1 protein-coding gene is annotated in these 1,243 nt (G+C 36.8%); it reads left to right on the top strand.

Annotated features, from left to right (window positions below):
• Positions 1–1,127, top strand: a 1,127-nt coding sequence (locus QZ824_RS11655) for a cupin domain-containing protein (protein ID WP_291276185.1), incomplete at its 5' end; no start/stop codon positions are given.
• Between the last annotated feature and the right edge of the window lie 116 nt (positions 1,128–1,243).

Below are 1,243 nucleotides of genomic sequence, written 5' to 3'. Positions count from 1 at the left end.
CAACGTTCATAGGTGAGCATTTCGAAAGTAACTCTTTATTTAAGAAAGAGAATCCTGGCGTTGGTTCGCTTTTAAAAATGGAAAGATTTTCAGATTTCGATAATATTTTGTTCCGGTATATTGAGCACTCCGAACTGGTTCGCATCGCAGATAAGGGAAATACTTTTCCCGCCCCCAGACTGCGCAACGGGAAACTTAATATTTCGGCGCTATTGGATAAATATTACAATGGAAATTCCATTGTGTTTAATTCTATTTTTAGGTTTGATAAAGAAATAAAAAAGATTACCGAAATGTTAGGGGCATCTTTGGCTAGTACCGTGCAGGCAAATTTATATTTGACGCCTGCAAACGGACAAGCATTTGCTACCCACTACGATGCGCATGATGTAATAGTTATCCAATTAGTTGGAAGAAAAAGCTGGCATATTTATAATAAACCAGATGGACTTTTGTTTCCGATATCTATCGATAGGTCATTGACGCCAGAACGTCTGGAAGAATCAAAACTTAGTCACAATTTGGATTTTGACGTCGGATCAACATTATATTTGCCTAGGGGTTTTCCCCATAAAGCGGTATCGCAAAACCAACCTTCATTGCATATAACATTCTCTCTCGCGCCGTACACCAGTGGTGATGTACTAAAGCAATTTGTTGATATTATTCAAAACGTTAATCCGGTTTTTCGAAAAAATTTTTCTCCAAGCCTGTTGGAGTTAGATGATTTTTCAGCAGTTTTTAGTGATATCCAGAAAGTTCTTGAAGAGGCATTTTCCAATGAGGATCTAAAGAATGAATTAGTGTTCCAAATGAAAAGAAAGTTGGTTGAAGATGTCTCTTTTCTGCCTGCGAGCTTTATAGATGGTGACATTAATCATTATGAGTTTATTAAATTTGTAGATCGTGCGCACTTCGATTTTTTAGAAAAGGATTCGAAATACAGGGTAAGCAACTTTCAGGAGGAAATTTTAATTTCAGAGAGCGAATACCTTATTTTTCAAGCCCTTGTTGAACAAAGACGTTTTGCAATAACGGAAATTCTAACGGTCTTAGGGGATTCCGGTAAGAAATTTATATATTCATTAATTTCTTTGGGGATTGCTGAGTTTGATAGCAGACATTGAACTACCTATTTATGTGAAGCAAATTGGAATAATTCCCTGGATAAGTGAATCGGTAACATCTAGCCTTTTCTGTTCTGGATCCTATCATTTTTCAGTGAAAACTGGAGACGTTAGGG

The sequence above is a fragment of the Flavobacterium sp. genome (assembly GCF_021151785.1).
Classification (GTDB): Bacteria; Bacteroidota; Bacteroidia; order Flavobacteriales; family Flavobacteriaceae; genus Flavobacterium.
This window is presented reverse-complemented; position numbering and strand designations above follow the sequence as displayed.